This window comes from Pseudomonas lutea (assembly GCF_000759445.1).
Classification (GTDB): Bacteria; Pseudomonadota; Gammaproteobacteria; order Pseudomonadales; family Pseudomonadaceae; genus Aquipseudomonas; species Aquipseudomonas lutea.
In genome coordinates this window covers 743410-766635 of sequence record NZ_JRMB01000002.1, presented here as the reverse complement: position 1 = coordinate 766635, position 23226 = coordinate 743410, and the positions used below count along the sequence as shown (strand labels likewise).

Annotated in this window: 24 protein-coding genes and 1 other RNA gene; 17 read left to right on the top strand and 8 right to left on the bottom strand. The window is 59.4% G+C overall.

The features are described from left to right. Complete coding sequence (hisC, locus tag LT42_RS15590; protein ID WP_037017353.1) at positions 1–1059, top strand: histidinol-phosphate transaminase; 1059 nt, start codon at positions 1–3, stop codon at positions 1057–1059. 27 nt (positions 1060–1086) lie between these two features. On the opposite strand, the gene algW is transcribed toward hisC, so the two are convergent. Next, positions 1087–2250, bottom strand: a complete 1164-nt coding sequence (algW, locus tag LT42_RS15585; protein WP_037014757.1) for a Do family serine endopeptidase AlgW — start codon at positions 2248–2250, stop codon at positions 1087–1089. A 98-nt stretch (positions 2251–2348) separates the two neighbouring features. Here algW and LT42_RS15580 point away from each other — a divergent pair, with 98 nt between their 5' ends. The 3 genes from LT42_RS15580 (at position 2349) to cysN (ending at position 6086) form a co-directional block, all read left to right on the top strand. Further along, the gene (locus LT42_RS15580) at positions 2349–3107 is read left to right on the top strand and encodes a Nif3-like dinuclear metal center hexameric protein (protein ID WP_037014754.1); all 759 of its coding nucleotides are present in this window, start codon (positions 2349–2351) and stop codon (positions 3105–3107) included. A 147-nt stretch (positions 3108–3254) separates the two neighbouring features. Then, positions 3255–4172 (top strand): sulfate adenylyltransferase subunit CysD, encoded by a 918-nt coding sequence (cysD, locus tag LT42_RS15575; RefSeq protein WP_037014752.1) that lies wholly within the window; start codon positions 3255–3257, stop codon positions 4170–4172. 15 nt (positions 4173–4187) lie between these two features. Then, positions 4188–6086, top strand: coding sequence for a sulfate adenylyltransferase subunit CysN (gene cysN / locus LT42_RS15570; RefSeq protein WP_037014749.1), 1899 nt, complete (start codon positions 4188–4190; stop codon positions 6084–6086). 448 nt (positions 6087–6534) lie between these two features. Here cysN and LT42_RS15560 read toward each other — a convergent pair whose 3' ends face one another. After that, the gene (locus LT42_RS15560; protein WP_037014744.1) at positions 6535–6972 is read right to left on the bottom strand and encodes a Z-ring associated ZapG family protein; all 438 of its coding nucleotides are present in this window, start codon (positions 6970–6972) and stop codon (positions 6535–6537) included. 145 nt (positions 6973–7117) lie between these two features. On the opposite strand from LT42_RS15560, the gene LT42_RS15555 reads away from it, so the two are divergent. The 3 genes from LT42_RS15555 to zapE all read left to right on the top strand — a co-directional run bounded on the left by LT42_RS15555 (position 7118) and on the right by zapE (position 10281). Further along, complete coding sequence (locus LT42_RS15555) at positions 7118–7747, top strand: alpha/beta hydrolase (protein WP_037014742.1); 630 nt, start codon at positions 7118–7120, stop codon at positions 7745–7747. 28 nt (positions 7748–7775) lie between these two features. Beyond that, a complete protein-coding gene (locus LT42_RS15550; RefSeq protein WP_037014740.1) occupies positions 7776–9125 on the top strand; it encodes a tryptophan--tRNA ligase in 1350 nt (449 codons plus the stop codon). Between the two features lie 61 nt (positions 9126–9186). Further along, a complete protein-coding gene (gene zapE, locus LT42_RS15545) occupies positions 9187–10281 on the top strand; it encodes a cell division protein ZapE (RefSeq protein WP_037014738.1) in 1095 nt (364 codons plus the stop codon). A gap of 71 nt (positions 10282–10352) precedes the next feature. Here the strand turns inward: zapE and LT42_RS15540 are convergent, their stop codons facing one another. Together LT42_RS15540 and LT42_RS15535 are read right to left on the bottom strand one after the other, a co-directional pair. After that, entirely contained in the window at positions 10353–11249 is an 897-nt protein-coding gene (locus LT42_RS15540; RefSeq protein ID WP_191943103.1) for a GlxA family transcriptional regulator, read from the bottom strand. A gap of 349 nt (positions 11250–11598) precedes the next feature. Further along, positions 11599–12636, bottom strand: a complete 1038-nt coding sequence (locus LT42_RS15535) for an NADP(H)-dependent aldo-keto reductase (protein WP_037014733.1) — start codon at positions 12634–12636, stop codon at positions 11599–11601. A gap of 239 nt (positions 12637–12875) precedes the next feature. Between LT42_RS15535 and rplM the strand changes: the two genes are divergently transcribed. The 8 genes from rplM to LT42_RS15500 all read left to right on the top strand — a co-directional run bounded on the left by rplM (position 12876) and on the right by LT42_RS15500 (position 17805). Further along, positions 12876–13304: a 50S ribosomal protein L13 gene (rplM, locus tag LT42_RS15530; RefSeq protein WP_019693576.1), complete on the top strand. Its 429-nt coding sequence runs from the start codon at positions 12876–12878 to the stop codon at positions 13302–13304. A 14-nt stretch (positions 13305–13318) separates the two neighbouring features. Beyond that, positions 13319–13711 (top strand): 30S ribosomal protein S9, encoded by a 393-nt coding sequence (rpsI, locus tag LT42_RS15525; RefSeq protein WP_037014730.1) that lies wholly within the window; start codon positions 13319–13321, stop codon positions 13709–13711. Between the two features lie 235 nt (positions 13712–13946). Next, positions 13947–14540 (top strand): ubiquinol-cytochrome c reductase iron-sulfur subunit, encoded by a 594-nt coding sequence (gene petA / locus LT42_RS15520; RefSeq protein ID WP_037014728.1) that lies wholly within the window; start codon positions 13947–13949, stop codon positions 14538–14540. Next, positions 14540–15754, top strand: a complete 1215-nt coding sequence (locus LT42_RS15515) for a cytochrome b (RefSeq protein WP_037014725.1) — start codon at positions 14540–14542, stop codon at positions 15752–15754. Before petA ends, LT42_RS15515 begins: the two co-directional genes overlap by 1 nt. Next, a complete protein-coding gene (locus tag LT42_RS15510; RefSeq protein WP_037014724.1) occupies positions 15751–16530 on the top strand; it encodes a cytochrome c1 in 780 nt (259 codons plus the stop codon). Before LT42_RS15515 ends, LT42_RS15510 begins: the two co-directional genes overlap by 4 nt. Before the next feature lie 109 nt (positions 16531–16639). Next, a complete protein-coding gene (locus tag LT42_RS26265) occupies positions 16640–16765 on the top strand; it encodes a hypothetical protein (RefSeq protein ID WP_274603638.1) in 126 nt (41 codons plus the stop codon). Then, positions 16756–17373, top strand: coding sequence for a glutathione S-transferase N-terminal domain-containing protein (locus LT42_RS15505; RefSeq protein ID WP_037014722.1), 618 nt, complete (start codon positions 16756–16758; stop codon positions 17371–17373). Before LT42_RS26265 ends, LT42_RS15505 begins: the two co-directional genes overlap by 10 nt. Before the next feature lie 18 nt (positions 17374–17391). Then, entirely contained in the window at positions 17392–17805 is a 414-nt protein-coding gene (locus LT42_RS15500; RefSeq protein ID WP_037014719.1) for a ClpXP protease specificity-enhancing factor, read from the top strand. Between the two features lie 74 nt (positions 17806–17879). Here LT42_RS15500 and LT42_RS15495 read toward each other — a convergent pair whose 3' ends face one another. The 4 genes from LT42_RS15495 to LT42_RS15480 all read right to left on the bottom strand — a co-directional run bounded on the left by LT42_RS15495 (position 17880) and on the right by LT42_RS15480 (position 21418). Continuing rightward, the gene (locus LT42_RS15495; protein WP_037014715.1) at positions 17880–18458 is read right to left on the bottom strand and encodes a BON domain-containing protein; all 579 of its coding nucleotides are present in this window, start codon (positions 18456–18458) and stop codon (positions 17880–17882) included. Beyond that, positions 18455–19048, bottom strand: a complete 594-nt coding sequence (locus LT42_RS15490; protein WP_037014714.1) for a phosphoheptose isomerase — start codon at positions 19046–19048, stop codon at positions 18455–18457. Before LT42_RS15490 ends, LT42_RS15495 begins: the two co-directional genes overlap by 4 nt. A gap of 184 nt (positions 19049–19232) precedes the next feature. Next, positions 19233–19607, bottom strand: a complete 375-nt coding sequence (locus LT42_RS15485; protein WP_037014711.1) for a YraN family protein — start codon at positions 19605–19607, stop codon at positions 19233–19235. Next, on the bottom strand, positions 19604–21418 hold the full coding sequence (locus LT42_RS15480; protein ID WP_037014709.1) for a penicillin-binding protein activator: 1815 nt from the start codon (positions 21416–21418) through the stop codon (positions 19604–19606). The genes LT42_RS15485 and LT42_RS15480 overlap by 4 nt, the downstream gene beginning before the upstream one ends. A gap of 222 nt (positions 21419–21640) precedes the next feature. Between LT42_RS15480 and rsmI the strand changes: the two genes are divergently transcribed. Continuing rightward, on the top strand, positions 21641–22546 hold the full coding sequence (rsmI, locus tag LT42_RS15475) for a 16S rRNA (cytidine(1402)-2'-O)-methyltransferase (RefSeq protein ID WP_081955399.1): 906 nt from the start codon (positions 21641–21643) through the stop codon (positions 22544–22546). Between the two features lie 86 nt (positions 22547–22632). After that, an RNA gene (rnpB, locus tag LT42_RS24930) (RNase P RNA component class A) lies at positions 22633–22990 on the top strand. Positions 22991–23226: the final 236 nt, after the last annotated feature.

Genomic DNA, 23226 nt, shown 5'->3' with positions numbered 1-23226 from the left:
ATGAGCAAATTCTGGAGTCCCTTCGTCAACGAGCTCGTGCCGTACGTGCCAGGCGAACAGCCCAAGCTGACCAGGCTGACCAAGCTCAACACCAATGAGAATCCGTATGGCCCGTCGCCGAAGGCGATCGAAGCGATGCGTGCAGAGGTCAACGACAACCTGCGTCTGTACCCGGACCCCAACAGCGATTTGCTGAAGCAGGCCGTGGCACGCTACTACGGCGTGGAAGCGAATCGGGTGTTTTTGGGCAACGGTTCGGACGAAGTGCTGGCCCACGCTTACAACGCTTTTTTCAGGCAGAGCAAACCGCTGCTGTTCCCGGACATCAGCTACAGCTTCTACCCGGTGTATTGCGGGCTGTACGGCGTCGACTTTGAGGCGGTGCCGCTCGACGATCAATTCCAGATTCGCCCGGCAGATTACGCGCGCCCCAATGGCGGCATCATCTTTCCCAATCCGAACGCGCCTACCGGCTGCCTGCTCGCACTCGAAGCCGTCGAGCAGATCATCAGCAACAGCCCGGATTCGGTGGTGATCGTCGACGAGGCGTACATCGACTTCGGTGGCGAAACCGCCATCAGTCTGGTGGACCGTTATCCCAACCTGCTGGTCACCCAGACGCTGTCCAAATCGCGCTCGCTCGCCGGGCTGCGGGTTGGCCTGGCGGTGGGGCATCCGGATCTGATCGAGGCGCTGGAGCGGGTCAAGAACAGTTTCAACTCCTACCCGCTGGACCGCATGGCGATCGTGGGTGCAGCAGCCGCATTTGATGACCGTGAGTATTTCGAAGCCACCTGCCAGCGCGTGATCGCGGACCGCGAAACCCTCGTTAAGCAGCTCAAGGACAAGGGTTTCGAGGTGCTGCCGTCCGCCGCCAACTTCATCTTCGCCTGCCATCCCCAGCATGATGCCGCCAGTCTGGCAGCCAGGGTGCGCGAGCAGGGTGTGATCGTGAGGCACTTCAAGCAGGCACGCATCGCGCAGTTTCTGCGCATCACCATCGGCACGCCTGAACAGAATCAGGCGCTGGTGGAGGCACTAGGCGATTTGTCGATCTGAACCAACGGCGGCTTGAGCGGCCGCCGATCAATTCTCCGCTGCAGGCGCTGTGGTCTGCGGCGGACGAACGCCAACCTCGGCGGTCAGCTTCAATTCCTTGCCGTTACGCATGACCTGAATGGCGATTTTGTCCGTAGGCTTGGTTCTGGCCACCTGGTTCATTGAACGGCGGCCGTCGCCTGCAGGCTCGCCGTTGATGCTCAGGATCACATCGCCCAGTTGCAATCCGGCCTTCTGCGCGGGTCCGTCGCGAAAAATCCCCGCGACGACAATGCCCGGTCGATCCTTGAGGCCAAACGATTCCGACAGATCTTCCGTCAGCGGCTGGACCTCAATCCCCAACCAGCCGCGAATCACCTGACCGTGCTCGATGATGGATTTCATCACCTCAAGCGCCAGCTTGGTGGGAATGGCGAAGCCAATACCTTGCGAGCCCCCGGACTTGGAGAAGATTGCCGTGTTGATCCCCGTCAGATTGCCGTTGGCATCAACCAGCGCGCCCCCTGAGTTGCCGGGGTTAATGGCGGCGTCCGTCTGAATGAAGTCCTCATAGGTATTGAGGCCCAGTTGATTACGCCCGGTGGCACTGATGATGCCCATGGTCACGGTCTGGCCAACGCCGAACGGGTTACCGATGGCCAGTGCAACGTCACCGATGCGGATGCTGTCAGAACGACCAAGCGTGATGGAGGGCAAGTTTTTGAGGTCGATCTTCAGCACTGCAAGGTCGGTCTCCGGGTCGCTGCCCACCACCTTGGCGATCGTCTCGCGGCCGTCCTTCAGTGCCACCACGATTTGGTCAGCCCCGGAAGTCACGTGGTTGTTGGTCAGCAGGTAGCCTTCGGGGCTCATGATCACGGCCGACCCCAGGCTTGACTCCATGCGCCGCTGCTTGGGCAGGTTGTCACCGAAGAAGCGCCGAAACTGCGGGTCTTCGAACAACGGGTGGTTGGGCTTGTTGTTATTGACCATTTTGGTCGTGTACAGGTTGGCCACCGCCGGGGCAGCACTGCTGACTGCGTCTGCGTACGAGATCGGGCCTTGTTGTATGAAGGTGGGTTGCGGCGCTTGCTGCAGGTTGACGTCCTGGCTGGGCAGCCCGACCCACTCGGGGTAACGCTGGATAATCAATAAAGCGATAAGCACACCAGCGAGCAAGGGCCAGCCGAGAAAACGCAGCGCTTTGAACATTGAGCGGAGTCCTGAAGGTAGAAGCGCCTGACTGCGCCATAATGGCCGGCATTATACGAGGACCGGCACGGTCTGAACTGCATATTTAGGAGACTTTTATGGCCGTTGCCTTGAGCACACTGGTAGAAGAAGCGGACCGCTATCTGGGCAGCGCGCGGATTCAGGATTACTGCCCCAACGGGCTTCAGGTCGAAGGCCGGCCGCAGGTCAGACGCATCGTTTCTGGCGTGACGGCGAGTCAGGCGCTGCTGGACGCCGCCGTCGAGGCCAACGCCGATCTGGTGCTGGTGCACCATGGTTATTTCTGGAAGGGCGAAAATCCCTGCATCACTGGCATGAAGCAGCGTCGGCTCAAGACATTGCTCAAGCACGACATGAGTCTGCTGGCCTATCACCTGCCGCTGGACGTACACAGTGAAGTCGGCAATAACGTTCAATTGGCGCAGCAACTGGAGATCACGGTTGAAGGTCCGCTGGACCCCGACAATCCGCGGACCGTTGGGCTGGTCGGTTCGCTCGGCGAAGCGATGACGCCGCGCGATTTCGCGCGACGGGTACAGAGTGCGCTGGGCCGCGAGCCGTTGTTGATTGAAGGCGAGGGCATGATTCGCCGGGTCGGCTGGTGCACCGGCGGCGGACAGGGCTACATAGACCAGGCCGTTCTGGCTGGAGTGGATTTGTATTTGAGCGGTGAGGCATCGGAGCAGACGTTTCACAGTGCCAGGGAGAACGGCATCAGCTTCATCGCCGCCGGCCATCACGCCACCGAGCGTTACGGCGTTCAGGCATTGGGTGATTATCTGGCGCGGCGCTTCGCCCTTGAGCATCTATTCATTGACTGCCCGAACCCGATTTAACGACCTCGGCAGTCCAAAGCACGAGCTATATGGTTAGATCGTTTCGATCTATCCCTGCCGCTGAATAGAATCAGGGCCCATGATAAAGTGCCTCGCTCGATAGAGCCCGCAGGCTCTCCATACACGTACGTTATCCCGTGAGTAACCATGGTCGACAAACTGACGCATCTGAAACAGCTGGAGGCGGAAAGCATCCACATCATCCGCGAGGTCGCCGCCGAGTTCGATAACCCGGTGATGCTGTACTCCGTCGGTAAAGACTCTGCCGTGATGCTGCATCTGGCGCGCAAAGCCTTTTTCCCGGGCAAGTTGCCGTTCCCGGTGATGCACGTCGATACCCGCTGGAAATTCCAGGAAATGTATCGTTTCCGCGACAAGATGGTCGAGGACATGGGGCTGGACCTGATCGTGCACGTGAACCCGGACGGCGTCGCGCAGGGTATCAACCCGCTGACCCACGGCAGCGCCAAGCATACCGATATCATGAAAACCGAAGGCCTCAAGCAGGCCCTCGACAAGCATGGATTCGACGCCGCATTCGGCGGTGCCCGTCGTGACGAAGAAAAGTCCCGCGCCAAAGAGCGCGTGTATTCCTTCCGCGACACCAAGCACCGCTGGGACCCGAAGAACCAGCGTCCCGAGCTGTGGAACGTCTACAACGGCAACGTCAACAAAGGCGAGTCGATCCGCGTGTTCCCGCTCTCCAACTGGACCGAGCTGGACATCTGGCAGTACATCTACCTCGAAGGCATCCCCATCGTCCCGCTGTATTTCGCCGCCGAGCGCGAAGTCATCGAGATGAACGGCACCTGGATCATGATCGACGACGATCGTTTGCGTAACCACCTGTCCGACGAGGACAAGAAGCGCATCGTCAAGAAGAAGGTCCGCTTCCGCACGCTGGGCGACTACCCGTTGACAGGCGCTGTCGAGTCCGAGGCCACCAGTCTCACCGACATCATTCAGGAAATGCTCCTGACGCGAACTTCCGAGCGCCAGGGCCGGGTCATCGACCACGATGGCGCAGGCTCGATGGAAGAAAAGAAACGTCAGGGTTATTTCTAATTAGGGTGTCTGAACATGTCGCATCAATCTGAATTGATCAGCGAGGACATCCTCGCCTATCTGGGCCAGCACGAACGCAAGGAAATGCTGCGTTTCCTGACCTGTGGCAACGTCGACGACGGCAAGAGCACGTTGATCGGGCGTCTGCTGCACGACTCCAAAATGATCTACGAGGATCATCTTGAAGCCATCACCCGTGATTCGAAGAAATCCGGTACCACCGGCGATGACGTCGATCTCGCGCTTCTGGTCGATGGCTTGCAGGCCGAGCGGGAGCAGGGCATCACCATCGATGTCGCTTACCGCTATTTTTCTACTTCGAAACGCAAATTCATCATCGCTGACACCCCCGGCCATGAGCAGTACACCCGCAACATGGCCACCGGTGCGTCCACCTGTGATCTGGCGATCATCCTGGTCGACGCCCGCTATGGCGTGCAGACCCAGACCAAGCGCCACAGCTACATCGCTTCGCTGCTGGGCATCAAGCACATTGTGGTGGCCATCAACAAGATGGACCTCAATGGCTTCGACGAGAACGTCTTCGAGCAAATCAAGGCCGATTATCTGACCTTTGCCGATCGCATCGCGTTGAAACCGACGACCATGGCGTTCGTGCCGATGTCAGCCCTGAAAGGCGACAACGTGGTCAACAAGAGCGAGCGTTCGCCCTGGTACACCGGCCAGTCGTTGATGGAGATTCTTGAGACCGTCGAAATCGCCAACGACCGCAACTTCTCTGACCTGCGTTTCCCGGTGCAATACGTTAACCGGCCGAACCTGAATTTCCGTGGCTTCGCCGGTACCCTGGCGAGCGGCATCGTGCACAAGGGCGATGAAGTCGTTGTGCTGCCGTCGGGCAAGAGCAGCCGCGTGAAATCCATCGTCACGTTCGAGGGTGAACTGGAGCAGGCAGGGCCGGGTCAGGCGGTTACCCTGACCATGGAAGACGAAATCGACATTTCCCGTGGCGACCTGCTGGTGCATGCCGACAACGTGCCGCAAGTGGCCGACGCCTTTGACGCCATGCTTGTGTGGATGGCCGAAGAGCCCATGCTGCCGGGCAAGAAATACGACATCAAACGCGCAACGTCCTACGTGCCGGGCTCCATCGCCAGCATCAGTCATCGCGTCGACGTCAACACGCTGGAGGAGGGCCCTGCCAGCTCCCTGCAGCTCAACGAAATCGGCCGCGTGAAGATTGCGCTGGACGCACCGATTGCCCTTGATGGTTACGACAGCAACCGCACCACGGGCGCGTTCATCGTTATCGACCGGTTGACCAACGGTACCGTCGCGGCCGGCATGATCATCGCCAAGCCAGTGACGGCAGGCGGTGGGAGCCACCACGGCGCGCTGGCCCATGTGTCTGTCGAAGAGCGGGCCCAGCGCTTCGGCCAGAAGCCTGCGACCGTGCTGTTTAGCGGTCTGTCGGGCGCCGGCAAAAGTACTCTGGCGTATGCCGTGGAGCGCAAGCTGTTCGACATGGGCCGCGCGGTGTTCGTCCTTGACGGTCAGAACCTGCGTCATGACCTGAACAAAGGCTTGCCACAGGATCGCGCCGGCCGCACCGAGAACTGGCGTCGTGCCGCTCACGTTGCGCGTCAGTTCAACGAAGCGGGCCTGCTGACCCTTGCGGCCTTTGTCGCTCCGGATGCGGGTGGTCGGCAGAATGCCAAGGCCCTTATCGGTGATGATCGCCTGATCACTGTTTACGTTCAGGCTTCGCCACAGGTCTGCCGCGAGCGTGATCCGCAAGGGCTCTACGCCGCCGACAAGGACAACATCCCGGGTGAGTCCTTCCCGTACGACGTACCCCTGGACGCAGACCTGGTCATCGACACGCAGTCTTTGAACGTTGAAGAAAGCGTCAAGCAGGTGCTGGATCTGTTGCGAGCCCGTAGCGTGATTTAAACGCCGTTCGCTGCACAAAAAACCCGCCAGTGATGGCGGGTTTTTTTATACGGTCCGGTTCCATGCCGGCGTTGTGGGCTTTGCCAAGACGCTTGCTCGCGAAAGCTGACCCTGCCGGATCACCAGGCAGGCTGAACGGGCGCGCGCCCCTCGCATCGCCGATCAAACGTCTGGGTATCGCATACCGCTTCCCATCGAGACTGATATTTTGTCTGCTCTGTGATGTAGCAATCCTCCAGGCAGTTCACCGACACGCAACCTGTGACAACGACGCACATCATGATGGTCCTGATAATGCTCATGCCCCCTCCTGAATAACGAGGATGTTAGGGCTGCCCAGAACAACGCGTAACCGGCTGACTCCGAAAAATCTGTAAGGCATTTCCGACGCCCAAAAAAAGCCCGCCGCTGAGTACCTCAGGGGCGGGCTTTGGCGAACCGTGTGCGCTTACTTCTTCAGGCCGTAATGCTCGTCCAGCATGCCCGGTGAGTCAGGCGCTTTTGGCGCGTAGTCCTTGGGCGGCTCGGCAGCGGTGCGCGGCGGCGTTAACCGGTCCCGAGGCGGCTGAAGGGCATCCGGGTGCAATGCTGCCAGCAAACGCTGACGGGTGATGTCGTCGGTGGCCAGGCGGTTGGCGCCTTCGGCGAGATGCTCCTGAACATCGTGGTAGCTTTGCGACAGCTTCTGCACCAGATTCGCCGTGCTGTTGAAGTGAGTGATCACTTCGTGCTGATAAGTGTCGAACCGCTCCTGAACGTCATCCAGCTGGCGCTGAGTCCCATTAGGCACGGCATTGGGCAGCGCGCGCGCCACGAAGAAACCGATGATCACACCAACGACCAGGGCGATGGTCGGCAGCAACCAAACTAAGAGCGAGTAATCCACGAGTCCTTCCTCTATAAACGGCTTTGCTTTACGTTAACGGCTCGAACCTGCGCTGTATAGCGGCGACGCGTCGCCAGCCTGTCAGGCGCAGACAATCAGCTAGACGAGTCGACCCAATTGAAGGTCACGGAGTTCATTCTTGCTCATGCGTGAGACCCCTGTATTCATCGACGGCCCGGCGGGCCAACTCGAAGCCCTGTACCTCGATATTGAAGAGGCCAAGGGCATCGCGCTGATATGCCATCCTAACCCGGTTCAGGGCGGCACGATGCTCAATAAAGTGATCTCGACGCTGCAGCGTACCGCACGTGATGCCGGTTTCATCACCCTGCGTTTCAACTACCGCGGCGTTGGCGCGAGCGCCGGCAGCTCGGACATGGGTGAGGGTGAAGTCGATGACGCCCAGGCTGCTGCGGCCTGGCTGCGCAGTAAACATCCCGAACTGCCCATGACCTTGTTCGGGTTCTCCTTCGGCGGTTTTGTGGCCGCCACGCTGGGCGGTCGTCTGGAAGCGCAAGGCGAAACCCTGAGCCATCTGTTTATGGTGGCCCCCGCCGTCATGCGCATTGCGACGCTGGAAGCCGTGCCACAGAGGGGCACTTTGACCCTCATTCAGCCGGAGACCGACGAAGTCGTTGACCCACAACTTGTGTACGACTGGTCCGACAAACTCCCGCGCCCCCATGAGCTGCTGAAAGTGGCAGAATGCGGGCACTTTTTTCACGGCAAGCTGACCGATCTCAAGGATCTGATTCTGCCGCGCCTCTCGAACTGATTGCCGTACCCAAAATAAGCGACTAGCCATGACCACTCGTATCCTGACCGGTATTACCACCACCGGCACGCCGCACCTGGGCAATTACGCCGGGGCCATTCGCCCGGCCATCGTCGCCAGCCGCCAGAGCAACGCCGATTCGTTCTACTTCCTGGCCGATTACCACGCCCTGATCAAATGCGACGACCCGCTGCGCATTCAGCGCTCGCGCCTGGAAATCGCCGCGACCTGGCTGGCAGCAGGGCTGGACGTCGAGCGTGTCACGTTTTATCGCCAGTCCGATATTCCGGAGATCCCGGAGCTCACCTGGCTGCTGACCTGCGTGGCGGGCAAAGGCCTGCTCAACCGCGCCCACGCCTACAAGGCGTCGGTGGACAAGAACGTCGAAGCCGGCGAAGACCCGGATGCCGGCATCACCATGGGGCTTTTCAGTTACCCGGTGCTGATGGCCGCTGACATCCTGATGTTCAACGCTCACCAGGTGCCGGTCGGCCGTGACCAGATACAACACGTCGAAATGGCGCGCGATATCGGTCAGCGGTTCAACCACCTGTTCGGCAATGGCAAAGAATTCTTCGTGATGCCTGAAGCGCTGATCGAGGAAAGCGTCGCGACCCTGCCGGGCCTGGATGGCCGCAAGATGTCGAAAAGCTACGACAACACCGTCCCGTTGTTTACCAGCGCCAAGGACATGAAGGAGGCGATCTCCCGAATCGTCACCGACTCGCGCCTGCCTGGCGAAGCGAAGGACCCAGACAATTCGCACCTGTTCACGCTGTATCAGGCCTTTGCCACAAAGGCACAAAGCGACGAATTTCACGCTGACCTGTTGCAGGGGCTGGGCTGGGGCGATGCCAAGCAGCGCCTGTTTCAGCTCCTGGATGCCGAATTGGGCGAAGCCCGCGAGCATTACCATCAGTTGATCGAACGGCCGGCGGATCTGGAAGACATTCTGCAGGCCGGCGCCCGGAAAGCCCGGCGCGTCGCTACTCCGTTTTTAGGCGAGTTGCGCGAAGCGGTTGGCCTGCGTTCATTCCGCACCGCAGCGCACGCTGTGACCGCCACGAAGAAGAAGGCCACCAAGGGCGCGCGCTTTGTCAGCTTCCGCGAAGACGACGGCAGTTTCCGCTTCCGCCTGCTGGCGGCTGACGGCGAGCAGTTGCTGCTGTCGCGCAACTTCGCGGACGGTAAAGCGGCGGGCGCAGTGACCAAACAGCTGCAGCAGGGTGGTGAGCTGGACATCCGGGCCCAGGGCGATGCTTTCGCTGTGTGGCTGGATGACGCCTGCGTTGCAGACAGCCCGGCGTTCGCGGATGCGGCCGCCCGCGATGCCGCGATCGAGAGCCTGAAACTGGCGCTGGCGCCACAACAGGATTAATTGCCATTCCAATGGGCCATCGCTACAGTGACGGCCCGTTTTTGCTCCCTTGCAAGCGACTATGACCCCTCTAGAACGATACCAAGCTGACCTCAAGCGTCCGGACTTTTTCCATGACGCCGCGCAAGAGAATGCGGTGCGCCATCTGCAGCGTCTGTACGACGATCTGGTCGCCGCCCACGACAGCAAGCCGGGCCTGTTCGGCAAGCTGTTCGGCAAGAAAGAGGTCTCGGTGGTGAAGGGGCTGTATTTCTGGGGCGGTGTGGGCCGTGGCAAAACGTACCTGGTCGACACCTTCTTTGAATCGCTGCCCTTCGAAGACAAGACGCGCACGCACTTTCACCGCTTCATGAAGCGCGTCCACGAAGAGATGAAGAACCTCAAGGGCGAGAAGAACCCGCTCACCCTCATCGCCAAACAGTTTGCCCAGGAAGCCCGGGTGATCTGCTTCGACGAATTCTTCGTCTCAGACATTACCGATGCGATGATCCTTGGCACGTTGATGGAAGAGCTGTTCAAGAACGGCGTGACCCTCGTCGCGACCTCGAACATCGTGCCGGACGGCCTTTACAAGGACGGTCTGCAGCGCGCGCGGTTTTTGCCGGCGATTGCATTGATCAAACAGAACACCGAGATCGTCAACGTCGACAGCGGGGTCGATTACCGCCTGCGTCATCTGGAGCAGGCCGAGCTGTTCCATTTCCCGTTGAACGAGGCGGCCGAGGACAGCATGCGCAAGAGCTTCCGCGCGCTGACCCCTGAATGCACCAAAGCTGTCGAGAATGATGTGCTGATCATCGAAAACCGGCAGATCAAAGCCATCCGTACCTGTGACGATGTGGCGTGGTTCGACTTCCGTGAGCTGTGCGACGGTCCGCGCAGCCAGAACGACTACATCGAGCTGGGCAAGATCTTCCACGCGGTGCTGCTCAGCGGCGTCGAGCAGATGAGCGTGACGACGGATGACATCGCGCGTCGGTTCATTAACATGGTCGACGAGTTCTATGACCGCAACGTCAAGTTGATCATCTCGGCTGAAGTCGAATTGAAAGACCTGTACACCGGTGGCCGACTGAACTTCGAATTCCAGCGCACGCTGAGCCGGTTGCTTGAAATGCAGTCCCACGAGTTCCTGTCGCGGGCGCATAAGCCCTAAACGCAGCTACGAGCTGCAAGCTTCTAGCTGCAAGAAGTGGCACTTACCATTCTTGCAGCTTGCAGCTGATTCTAGGCCGCCTGCTGAAACTGCTGCCGATACTGGTTCGGCGAAAGGTCAGTGTGCTGACGGAACAACCGCGCGAAGAAGCTGGCATCGTCGTAGCCGACTTCGTAACTGATGGTCTTGATGCTCTTGCGCGATCCGGACAGCAGGCCTTTCGCGGTTTCGATGCGCAGCCGTTGCAGGTAGTGCAGGGGCTTGTCGCCTGTCGCTGTCTGAAACCGGCGCATGAAGTTGCGAATGCTCATGCCGTGCTCCCGCGCCACGTCCTCGAAACGGAATTTGTCGGCGAAGTGTTCTTCGAGCCAGTGCTGGATCTGCAGGATGATCACGTCCTGATGCAGTTTCTGCCCGCCGAAGCCAATGCGGCCCGGTGCGTAACTGCGCTGCACTTCATAGAGAATGTCGCGGGCGACGGTCTGTGCGACATGGGCGCCGCAAAAGCGCTCAATCAGATAGATATAAAGGTCACAGGCTGAAATCGAACCGCCTGCGCAATACAGATTGTCGGCGTCGGTGAGATGCTTGTCCTGATTGAGCAGCACGTTTGGGAAGCGCTCTGCGAACTCGTTGAAGAACCGCCAGTACGTCGTTGCTTCTTTGCCATCCAGCAGCCCTGAATCCCCAAGCCAGAACACACCACTCGCTTCACCACACAGCACTGCGCCCCGTGCATGTTGCTCGCTGAGCCATGGCAGGATTTGCGGGTAACGCGCGCGCAGGGTGTCGAAATCTTCGACGAAGGCGGGAAGGATAATGATGTCGCTGTGTTCAAGCGCGCCGTCTACCGGAATCACGACGCCGCTGAAACTGCGGACCTCTTTGCCGTCCGGGCTGACCAGCCGGGTCTCGAACGCAGGCTTGAAACCTTGTCCCAGCTGCTTGCCATAGCGCAGGCTGGCCAGGTGAAAGAAGTCTTTGGCCTGCATGAGCGTGGAGGCGAAAATTCCATCGATCGCAAGGATGCTGACACGCCGCAAGGGCGCGTTGGGTTGAATAGACATGATCTGTTGTTCTTATATGGGAAAGTGGTCAAGCAACGGCGTGATCGTCTTATTTTTTGCCGAATGTGTCCAGTGTCGCTGTAACGCGCCTGCGCGCGGTGGAGGGAATAACTGATTGCTCAAAGCCGGTGCCGACAAATGCAGATCTGCAAGAGCGCGCTTGCCCGCGACAGTCTGGGCAGTCAGTCGAAGCATTCTGACTGTCAGACTGGAAGTAACGGGCAAACGCGCTTCTACAAGGGGTTACCCATCAAGGTGCAGGATTGGGTTGATCCTTGTGGATTGCCTCGATGCCCGCCAGCACCTCATCGGACAACACCAGTTCTGCGCTCGCCAGGTTGCTTTCCAGCTGCTCCATCGTCGTCGCACCGATGATGTTGCTGGTGACGAAGCTGCGTCCTGTCACGAACGCCAAGGCCATTTGAGCAGGGTCAAGACCGTGCTCACGCGCCAGCGCAACGTAGCGTGCACACGCCGCTTCCGATTGCGGATTGAAATAACGGGTGAAGCGGCTGTACAGGCTCAACCTGCCCTTGGCGGGGCGGGCGCCGTCGGCGTACTTGCCGGACAACATGCCGAATGCCATGGGCGAGTAGGCCAGCAGGCCGCACTGTTCGCGGATCGCCACTTCGGCCAGGCCCACTTCAAAGCTTCGGTTGAGCAGGTTATAGGGATTCTGGATAGACACAGGGCGTGTCAGGCCGCGAGCGTCTGATTCAGCCAGAAACTTCATCGTGCCCCACGGGGTTTCGTTGGACAGGCCCACGTGGCGAATCTTGCCGGCTTTGACCTGCTCATCCAGCGCTTCAAGCACTTCCAGCAATGGGGTGAATGGCTCATCGGTGTGGCTGTAACCCAGCTTGCCGAAGAAATTGGTGCTGCGCTCCGGCCAGTGCAGCTGATAGAGGTCGAGGTAGTCGGTCTGCAGGCGTTTGAGGCTCGCATCCAGAGCGGCGACGATGTGACTGCGGTTGAATTTCAGCTGACCGTCGCGAATGTAATCGATGCCGTTGCCGGGCCCCGCGATTTTGCTGGCGAGGATCCAGTCGGCGCGGTCACCGCTCTGCTTGAACCAGTTACCGATGATCGTCTCGGTACTGGCGTAGGTTTCCTTCTTTGGCGGGACCGGGTACATCTCGGCGGTGTCGATGAAATTGATGCCGGCGGCCTTGGCCCGTTCGATCTGCGCGAAGGCCTCGGACTGGCTGTTCTGCTCGCCCCAGGTCATGGTGCCGAGGCAGATTGCGCTGACATTGAGGTCGGTTCTGCCCAGTTGGCGGTAGTCCATTTGGCTCTCCTGTTTAAAAGAGCCATAAAAGCAGGTTGAAATTTTTTTCGCAATCTGCATAATTCCGCACCTCTTTGTTGCGGGAGTGATGCCCTGCAACAAAAGAACCGCTGCGATCGAACGCGCTGACCCGAGCCCCCTATAGCGTTCGTGCCCGGCGGCCTTTGACTTGTCAAAGACCGTACTAATGAGTATGCTCCGCCGTCTATTTTTCAGGGCGGCCTTTGAGGCTATAAAGAATGAAAACTTTTACCGCTAAACCGGAAACAGTAAAGCGCGACTGGTTCGTCGTCGACGCTGCTGGTCAGACCCTGGGTCGTCTGGCCACTGAAATCGCGAGCCGTCTGCGTGGCAAGCACAAGCCGGAATACACTCCGCACGTTGATACTGGCGACTACATTGTCGTCATCAATGCCGAGCAGATCCGTGTGACCGGTGCCAAGACCACCGACAAGATCTACTACTCTCACTCCGGTTTCCCGGGCGGGATCAAGTCGATCAACTTTGAAAAGCTGATCGCCAAAGCTCCTGAGCGCGTGATCGAGACCGCGGTCAAAGGCATGCTGCCTAAGAACCCGCTGGGTCGCGACATGTATCGTAAGCTGAAAGTCTATGCGGGCGCTGCTCACCCTCATACTGCTCAGCAGCCCCAAGAACTGAAGTTTTAACGGAATAGTTCATTATGTCGGCGACTCAAAATTACGGCACTGGCCGTCGCAAGACCGCAACCGCTCGCGTTTTCCTGCGTCCGGGCACCGGTAACATCTCCATCAACAACCGTTCCCTGGACACGTTCTTCGGTCGCGAAACTGCCCGCATGGTAGTTCGTCAGCCGCTGGAACTGACTCAGACTGTCGAGAAATTCGACATCTACGTCACTGTCATCGGCGGTGGTGTGAGTGGTCAAGCTGGCGCAATCCGCCACGGTATCACCCGCGCTCTGATGCAGTACGACGAAACCCTGCGCGGCGCTCTGCGCAAAGCAGGTTTCGTAACTCGCGATGCTCGCGAAGTTGAACGTAAGAAAGTCGGTCTGCGTAAAGCGCGTAAGCGTCCGCAGTACTCGAAGCGTTAATTCGCTTTCGTTCAAAAAGAACGCTCAGTCCCTTCATGGGGCTGGGCGTTTTTTTATGGTCGTCCATTAATGGTTCGAGGCCTTCACCGGCCACGCCGGCAAGCATCTTGAGCATGAGTAGGCATCGACCTTGAGACTTGAAGCAGCGATCATTACCATTCGGCAGACCTCTGCCAGATGACCCACCGTCGAGCGCCTGCCAGACAGACCTTTGACATCGACCGGAGAGGACGCAATGGATCATGACAGCGTCAACACAGGCCGGCGTCGCTTCCTCGTGAGGGCAACTTCGGTAGTGGGCGCGGCGGGAGTGGTGGGCGCTTCGGTGCCTTTCGTCGGCTCCTGGTTCCCGAGCGCCAAGGCAAGAGCCGCAGGCGCACCGGTCAAAATCAACGTGAGCAAGATTGAGCCCGGGCAGCAGATGATTGCTGAATGGCGCGGGCAGCCGGTATTCATTCTGCGCCGCACGCCCGAAATCCTCTCCCGTCTCGGCGGACTCATCGGCGAGCTCGCCGACCCCGCGTCTCATGACTCCGCTCAACCTGGCTACGTCGATCCGGCGCTGCGTTCTATTCGGCCTGAGATCGTGCTGCTGGTGGGCATCTGCACCCACCTGGGATGCTCGCCCACCTTTCGCCCCGACGTTGCGCCAGTCGACTTGGGCAAGGATTGGATCGGCGGCTATTTCTGTCCGTGTCATGGCTCGCGTTACGACTTGGCCGGGCGAGTCTACAAGTCGCAGCCGGCGCCGTTGAATCTGCCGGTGCCACCGCATTCCTACGAGTCCGATTCGGTCATCGTCATTGGTATCGACCAGGAGAACGCGTGATGAGCAAGCTCATGGAGTGGATCAACGCGCGCCTCCCGGTGACCTCGCTGTGGGAGGAGCATCTCAGCCAATACTACGTGCCCAGGAACCTAAACTTTTTCTACATCTTCGGCTCGCTGGCGCTGGTGGTGCTGATCAACCAGATCTTGACCGGTATCTGGCTGACCATGAACTACACACCTACGGCAGAAGGGGCTTTTGCTTCGATCGAATACATCATGCGGGACGTCGGATACGGCTCGATCCTGCGGTTGCTGCATTCAACCGGCGCGTCGGCGTTTTTCATCGTCATCTACCTGCACATGTTCCGCGGCCTGCTCTATGGCTCATACCAGAAACCTCGCGAACTGGTCTGGGTGTTTGGGATGTTGATTTACCTTGCTCTGATGGCCGAAGCGTTCACGGGCTATCTGCTGCCGTGGGGGCAGATGTCCTACTGGGGGGCGCAGGTAATCATTTCGCTGTCCGGCGCCATTCCCGTGATCGGCAACGATCTGGCGCAATGGATACGCGGGGATTATCTGGTCTCGGGGATAACGCTCAACCGCTTTTTCGCACTGCACGTGGTCGCCCTGCCCATCATGATTCTGGGCCTCGTCGTGCTGCACATAATGGCGTTGCATGAAGTGGGCTCCAACAATCCCGACGGCATTGATATCAACCTGCGCAAGGACGAGAACGGTCGGCCGCTGGACGGCATTCCCTTTCATCCCTATTACACCGTCAAGGATATTTTCGGCGTCGTGGTGTTTCTGGTGATCTTCTGTTCAGTGGTGTTTTTCTATCCACAGATGGGTGGTTATTTCCTGGAGAGGCCCAACTTCGAGCAGGCCAATGCGCTCAAGACACCAGAGCACATTGCGCCGGTCTGGTACTTCACACCGTTTTACGCCATCTTGCGCGCCGTCCCGGACAAGCTGCTTGGCGTCATGGCCATGGGCGCTGCTATCGCCATGCTCTTCGTGCTGCCGTGGCTCGACCGCAGCCCGGTCAAATCAATGCGCTACAAGGGCTGGATGAGTCGGGTCGGGCTGCTGGTGTTCTGCCTGTCGTTCCTGACATTGGGCGTGCTGGGGATTGTGCCGCCCACTCCGGCTCGTACCGTGCTGGCGCAGCTCTGCACAGCTCTGTATTTCGCCTGTTTCATCCTGATGCCGTTCTATACACGGATCGAGCGGACCAAGCCGGTGCCGGACAGAGTGACAGGCCGATGAGGGCATTGCTGGCAATACTGCTGATCAGCCTGCTGCCGGCGTGGGCGTTCGCCGCCGGCCACGACACCGCACTGGAGCGCGTCGATGTCGACGTTTCCGACAAGGCAGCGCTGCAGGACGGTGCACGCACATTCATCAATTACTGCATGGGATGTCACAGCGCAAAATTCCAGCGCTACGAGCGGGTCGCGGATGACCTCGGCATCCCTCACGCCGTGATGATGAAGGAGTTGGTGTTCACCGGGGCCAGGATTGGCGATCACATGGACATCGGCATGCAGCCTGCGGATGCAAAAGCCTGGTTCGGCACACCACCGCCCGATCTGACCCTCGTCGCGCAAGTGCGCGGCACTGACTGGCTGTATGCCTACCTCCGCTCGTTCTACGAGGACCCCACGCGGCCGTGGGGCGTCAACAACACCGTCTTCCCCAACACGGGCATGCCCAACGTGCTGGAAGGGTTACAGGGCCGTCAGAGGCTTGACTGCACGCAGGCAGGACCCGTCGAGGAAGGCAACACACCATGCGAGACGCCTGCCGTCCCGGGCCTGAACGCTCACACGTGCGATCAACTCGTCGTAGTACCCAACACCGGTTCTCTGACCGAGGCGCAATTCAACGAGAAGCTGAGAAATCTGGTCTCCTTTCTCGCTTATTCGGCTGACCCCGCCGCGCTGCAGCTTCAGCGCATCGGTATTTATGTGCTGATGTACCTCGCTGTGCTGCTCATCCTTGCCTACTTGCTCAAGCGCGAATACTGGAAGGACGTGAACTGAGGCGCTGTCTGAATCGCTGGTCCTGGCGGTGCTGACCAGACCGTTTCGAGTAACAGGCGCGGAGCAGGTATGATGGCGGGCTGAAGATTGCAGGATCTACCTTGAGTAAATGAGCTATCTTGTCGCCCGCGTTGAACACCCGATCATCGCGGACATCGCCGAAGGCGCCGTCGTGGCGCATCCGTATTTCTGCTTTTTGAATATCTACAAGCGAGGAGGACCGCCATGGGCGTGACCAATCGGTTGGCCTGTTACTCCGACCCCGCCGACCACTATTCCCATCGCGTGCGCATTGTGCTCGCCGAGAAAGGTGTCAGCGCCGAGATCATCGAAGTTGTCGAGGGCCGTCATCCGCCCAAGTTGATCGAGGTGAATCCGTACGGCAGCGTGCCTACCCTGGTCGATCGTGACCTGGCGTTGTACGAGTCGACGGTGGTGATGGAATACCTGGATGAGCGTTATCCCCATCCGCCGCTGCTGCCGGTTTATCCGGTGGCGCGTGCCAATAGCCGTTTGCTGATCCACCGGATCCAGCGCGACTGGTGCGGTCTGGTGGACCTGATTCTGGACCCGCGCAGCAAAGAAGCTGCTCGCGTTCAGGCGCGCAAGGAATTGCGCGAAAGCCTGACCGGCGTGTCGCCGTTGTTCGCGGATAAGCCTTTTTTCCTGAGCGACGAGCAAAGTCTGGTCGACTGCTGTCTATTGCCCATACTCTGGCGCCTGCCGATTTTGGGTATTGAATTGCCGCGGCCCGCCAAGCCGCTGCTTGATTATATGGAGCGCCAGTTTGCGCGTGAGGCATTTCAGGCAAGTCTGTCTGGTGTCGAACGTGACATGCGCTAAGGCCTTAGGAGCCGTTTGATGAACTCCAGTCGCCCTTATCTGATCCGCGCGTTGTATGAGTGGATCGTGGATAACGATTGCACGCCGCACGTTCTCGTCAATGCCGAGTACCCGGCGGTGCAAGTCCCGCAAGGTTTTGCCAATGACGGGCAAATCGTTTTGAACATTTCACCGAGCGCCGTTCGCCATTTGCACATGGACAACGAAGCGGTGAGTTTTGAAGGCCGCTTTGGTGGCGTTCCACACAGCCTGTTTGTGCCGATTGCGGCGATCATGGGCATCTATGCCCGCGAGAACGGCCAGGGCATGGTCTTCGATCTGGAACCCGTCGTGGGCGAGGACGAAGACCTCGAAGTCGACGATGACATGCCGCCACCGGACGATGAGCCGCCACGCCCGACTGGCCGGCCGAGTCTGAAAGTGGTGAAGTAATCCGCGTGCGCAACAACGAAAAAGGCGATCCCGAAGGATCGCCTTTTTTGTGCCTGTCGAGTGGCAGGAGCACGTCAGTCGATGTACTCAAACAGCTTCACAATCTTCTGCACGCCGCCGACGCCTTGCACCAGGTTCGTGGCGCGGGTGGCTTCGGCCTGGGTCAGCAGACCCAGCAGATAAACAATGCCGTTTTCAGTCACAACCTTGATGCGCGAACCCGGGATGGTGCTGTCGGTGAGCATCTCGGTTTTGATCTTGCTCGTCAGCCAGGCGTCATTGCTGCGCGCCAGCATCGAGGACGGGCCAGTCACCTGCAGCTCGTTGTTGACCTTCTTGACCTTCTGCACTTGGCTGGCAGTCTGTTCGGCCAGTTGCTTGAGGTCGGCGCGCGGCGTCTGGCCGGCCAGCAGCACGATGCCATTGAAGCTGGTCACAACGATGTGGGATGCGTTGTCCAGATCGGGGTTGGCCTTGGCGATGTTCACCGAGACTTTGGTTTCGATGAGTGAGTCATCGATCTTGCTGCCGAAGGTACGGGTGCCGCGGTCATCATCGATGGGGGCTTCGCGACTGGCGTTGATTACCGAGCTGCACCCGCTGACGCCCAGGCAGAGCGTCAGGGCCAGCAGGCTAAGACGTTTGGATATCATTCTTCACTCCCGAACAGTTGGCTGTCGATCAAGTCGCAAAGGCAATGGATCGCCAGCAGATGGACTTCCTGAATACGTGCGGTGACTTTTGCCGGAACGCGGATTTCGACGTCCTCCGGCAATAGCAGCGATGCAACGTCGCCGCCGTCGCGACCGGTCATGGCTACGACAATCATTTCACGATCATGTGCGGCCTGGATGGCCTGAATAATGTTCGCCGAATTGCCACTGGTCGAGATCGCCAGCAGCACATCGCCCGGTTGGCCCAGCGCACGAATCTGTTTGGAGAAGATTTCGTTGAAGCTGTAGTCGTTGGCAATGGAGGTGATGGTGGAGGTGTCGGTCGTCAGCGCAATGGCAGGCAGGCTAGGCCGCTCGCGTTCAAACCGATTGAGCAGCTCCGAGGAAAAGTGCTGTGCATCGCCAGCCGAACCGCCGTTGCCGCAGGCGAGCATTTTGCCTTCGTTGAGCAGGGCGTTGACCATGACCTGGCTGGCTTGCTCGATGTGAGGGGCGACCACGTCCATTGCCTGTTGCTTGGTGTCGATGCTGGCCTGAAAAAGCTGGCGAATTCGGGATTGCATGTCCATCTATGAAAACCTTAATAAGGGCGGCTGGTCGGGCGGCCTCCGATGGATCATCGGCGTCCCGGCACAAAACTGTGCAGCCCGCAAAGCAAAGAGCAAAAGAGCCAGTGTGTTCGTTTTTTCGGCAGGATCGGCTTTAGCCGGGAAAGCGGCTGTTGCGCAGCGCGTCTCACGGGGTATCGCAGTTTCAGCAGTCGAAAGCGTTGGTCAGCCAGTTCAGCGCAGGCGATGTACCCGGGTCTCCATTGATCGCCACGACGTCGAAGCGACACGGCGAATCCGCCCAGCATGACTCGCTTTGAAGAAAGGACTGAGCCGCCAGCGAGAGCTTTGCCTGCTTGCGAAAATCGACGCTTTCCAGTGCGCCACCCCAACCTGCGTGACGACGATACCGAACTTCGACGAATACTACTGTATCGCCGTCGAGCATGACCAGATCAAGCTCGCCGCGTTTGCATAACCAGTTGCGCGCAATCAGTTGTAATCCATGCGCTTGCAGATGGCGCAGGGCGCAGGCTTCTGCCTCGCGCCCTGCGGTTTGACGGGTATTGCCTGTGGTCAAGGCGCGGTGTCCGGCAGGCGTTGCACCTTGCCGTCCACGAACTCTGCCCAGGGCAGTTGACGCTCGATGCGCTGACCCTGACCAATTGCCAGGCTGCCGGACAAGCCATCGATGCGGCTGTCGGGCAGAGTCTTCAGTTGCGTCAGGCGTGGTGCCAGGCGATAGGCGTCGATGCCCATGGCGTACAGGCGCCCGAGGCTGCCGGCGGCTTGCGGCCACTGAGCCGTGACTTGCTGGCGCAGCGGGTCATTGGCGTTGAGCAGCCATGGGGTCTCGCAGAAGCGCACGCCATTGAGGTCGTTGTACATCGCCGGATCGCCGCTGTTGGTGAACAGGTGCGAAGTGGCATAGACCGGCACGTCACCTGCGTACTGGAACACCATGGTCGGCTTGATCTGCTGGGCCTGCTGCGGCGTGGCGGCGAGGAACATGAAATCCACGTCCTGACGGCGGGAAGGCTGAGCGGCCATTTGCGTGCCTGTTGCGCTCTGCACGCGTTGGGCGCGGCCTTCGCTGTTGCGCAGCTGGAACAGATCCGCCACTTGCTGAGCCAGTGCAACGGGTTGATCGATGCGTTCAGCACCCAGCAAGGTGCCGCCTTTGGCTTGCCAGCTCTGACGGAACGCCTCCAGCACACGGTCACCCCATTCACCCTTCGGCACCATGGCAACCGCACTGCGCTTGCCATCGGCCCAGGCGCGACGTGCCACTTCACGGGCTTCGTCTTCGGCTGCCAGACCAAACTGGAACAGCTCCGCAGGCCCTTGGGCGCCGGAATCACTGTAATTCAGTGCCAGGGTAGTGATCGGCAACTGGGGGCGAGCACTCAGTTGTTTGACCAGGGGCTTCTCCAGTGGGCCGACCACCAGTTGCACGCCAGCGGCTTTGGCTTGCTCGTAGAAAGCATCCATCGACGTCACGCGGGAACTGTCGAACACCTCAATGGCCGGCGGCTTTTCGCCTGCTTGCTGGGCCTGATAGTTGGCGGCCATGAAGCCGTCTCGCAGTGCGCGCGACACCGACGCGAGAGGCCCGTCCTGCGGCAGCAGCAAGGCGATCTTGGTCAGCGGCTGGCTTTTCAGTTCACGCAGCTGGGCAAGAGCAGTCGGTAACTGACGCGCTGCCGGGTGTTGCGGGTTTTGCGCTTTCCAGTTGTCGATTGCTGCTTGCTGTTGTTCCAGTGTGCCAGCGCCTTTGACCGCGCGTGCCAGACTCAGCCAGCCACCCATGTCATCGTTTGCCGCGCTTTGCAGCTGCTCGGGCGGGAGCGCCGCCACCAGGGTCCAGACAGCATCGTTGTTGGCGGTCAGGGCGTCGCCTTGCAGCAGCGGGCCCATGAACACGCGCTCACTGGCTGCCGCGAGGGTCTGGCCGTCCGCTTCAAAGGCACGGGCCCGTACGGTGTGTGCGCGGGTTTGCAGGTCAACCGGCATCTCGCCCAGATGTTGGAGGCTTGGGTGGTTGAGGGCGGTCAGCGCGGCTTTGGGCTGGCTGCGACCCAGTGCAAGCTCGGCAGACAGGACGTTGGCGTAGATTTGTTTATCGGTTTTGAGCAGGTCCATCTGCACTTGTTCGAGAATGCTCGCGGCGCGGCTGGGGTTGTTCTGACGGGCTGCAAGATCTGCCGCCGTCAGTTTCAGCAACGCTGCCTGATCTGGCGATTTCGCCGCGGCAGCTTGTTCGAGCAGTTGTTCGATGCTGGCATCGGGGGTGCGTGGCAGTTCGCCAAGGCTGGAGGAGGGCGAACCGGCACAGGCAGCCAGAAGGGCAGCCAGGCAGAGGGCAGAGAACAGCCGCAGGCAAGCGATCATGTGTATGTTCCTGATACTCGAGCAAATTAGCGTGGAAGTGTACCCAAGCACTGGCCAGGGCGCGACGTTGAAGGCGTAAAAGCGGCGATATTGCTCGTCTCCCTGGTGCGTCAGATGACGATAGTCGAGCTGTCGCGGAGTCGCTGCCGTGGTGCTGGGCTTCGCATTGCATTTCCGGCTCACGGCGTGCGGCTTCCTGTTTTGTCGGCCGCAGCCTGTACAATGCGGGCTTTTACACAACATGAGGTGTGCGCTTTGACTGCTCCAGGTGCTTCGAATTCCACTACAGGCGCGCTTTATGTGGTGGCCACACCGATTGGCAACCTGGACGACATGAGTGCGCGCGCCTTGAAGGTGCTGCGCGACGTCTCCCTGATCGCCGCCGAAGATACCCGCCACTCGTTACGACTGATGCAGCACTTCGGCATCCCGACGCCGCTTGCCGCTTGTCACGAACATAACGAGCGCGAGGAGGGCAGCCGGTTTATCACTCGTCTGCTGGCCGGTGATGACGTGGCGCTGATTTCCGATGCCGGGACGCCGCTGATCTCCGACCCCGGTTACCACCTGGTCCGGCAGGCACGTGCTGCGGGTATACAGGTCATTCCTGTCCCGGGCGCCTGCGCGTTGATCGCGGCGCTGTCTGCAGCCGGGTTGCCCTCGGACCGTTTCATTTTTGAAGGTTTTTTGCCGGCCAAGTCGGTGGGCCGCAAGGCGCGTCTGGAGCTCGTCAAGGAAGAACCCCGCACGCTGATTTTTTACGAGGCGCCCCATCGCATCCTTGAATGCCTCCAGGACATGGAAGAAATCTTCGGGCCGGAGCGTCCCGCAGTGCTTGGGCGTGAATTGACGAAAACGTTCGAAACCCTCAAAGGGCTGCCGCTGTCGGAGCTACGTGCTTTCGTAGAAGGCGACAGTAATCAGCAGCGCGGCGAGTGCGTGGTGCTGGTGGCCGGCTGGAGCGAGCCCGAGGGCGAGGATGTAATCGGCGCAGAGGCGCGGCGGGTGCTCGACTTGCTGCTCGAAGAAATGCCGCTTAAACGCGCCGCAGCGCTGGCGGCGGAAATCACCGGCGTACGCAAAAACCTTCTCTATCAGGTCGCCCTGGATAAACAGAAAGGCATGTGACGAGATGTCGCGATCGGCTCGGTAAATGGCCTGGAGGCTGATTAATGCTTGTTCTTGCGCTGCCCTCCCATTAACCTTGGCGGCGGAGAGTCGATTGGACAGTCGCTGCCTTTCATTGTTCTGCAATGGAGGGGGGAGGAAAGTCCGGGCTCCATAGGGCGGAGTGCCAGGTAACGCCTGGGGGGCGTGAGCCTACGGAAAGTGCCACAGAAAATAACCGCCTAAGCACTTCGGTGCCGGTAAGGGTGAAAAGGTGCGGTAAGAGCGCACCGCACGTCTGGCAACAGTTCGTGGCTAGGTAAACCCCACTCGGAGCAAGACCAAATAGGGTTCCAAGGCGTGGCCCGCGCTGGAACCGGGTAGGTTGCTAAAGATGTCCAGTGATGGCCATCGTAGAGGAATGACTGTCCTCGACAGAACCCGGCTTACAGATCGACTCTCCACCTCCTTTTCTTCCCCTCGTTTGTACGATTTTTCCCTCCTTGTAATGCCAAAAAAATCTTAAACCTCACAAATCACATTAACTTGTGTACCCATCTGTCTGTTTGTCCTAGGAAATATCCGTAGGACCGTTCCGAAATCCACCATATCTCCTGCGTAAGTGCTCCTAAATATCCGTCCTGTAAGGGTTTTCCTAGTGAAGTCGCCTTGACGGTGTGGTGGGCGCATTCCTATAGTGT